The organism is Pseudoalteromonas sp. SG45-5 (assembly GCF_014164085.1).
Lineage (GTDB): Bacteria > Pseudomonadota > Gammaproteobacteria > Enterobacterales > Alteromonadaceae > Pseudoalteromonas > Pseudoalteromonas aliena.
Genome location: NZ_JACJEM010000168.1, coordinates 1 through 390, shown reverse-complemented (window position 1 = coordinate 390; position 390 = coordinate 1). Strand labels below are relative to the sequence as shown.

Sequence of the window (390 nt, the reverse complement as noted above, 5' to 3'; positions counted from 1 at the left end):
TCGCTAATTTATCTAATGCGCGTTGTGCGTCAGTTTGACAAGCGAAACGTTGAGCTTGTAAATGGAAGAGGTCTTTTTTGATGCCTGTGTGTGCTCGCTCAACTTGTCGAACAATGCTTTTTTGTACTCGGCTATTAGCTGCTTTTGAATAAATAATCATCCATCTTTGCTTTATCCCCATATGCTCAACCTCTTCAATAACATATTGATAATTATCATCAATATTAACCCATTGGTTGGCTGCTATGGCTGTACTTATAGAGGATTTTTCAAGAGAAATTGTTGAAGGTACTAGCGTGAGAAATTGAATTTTGGTTAAAAACTCAGCATTACTTTTATGATAAAGTTTACAGTCTGCCACAAGGTATTTAGGAGATTGGCTTTTTTTGA

At 36.2% G+C, this 390-nt stretch carries 1 protein-coding gene; it reads right to left on the bottom strand.

What is annotated here, in order from left to right:
- On the bottom strand, positions 1 to 390 hold a 390-nt coding region (locus H5119_RS20135; protein ID WP_220496106.1), incomplete at both ends, for a hypothetical protein.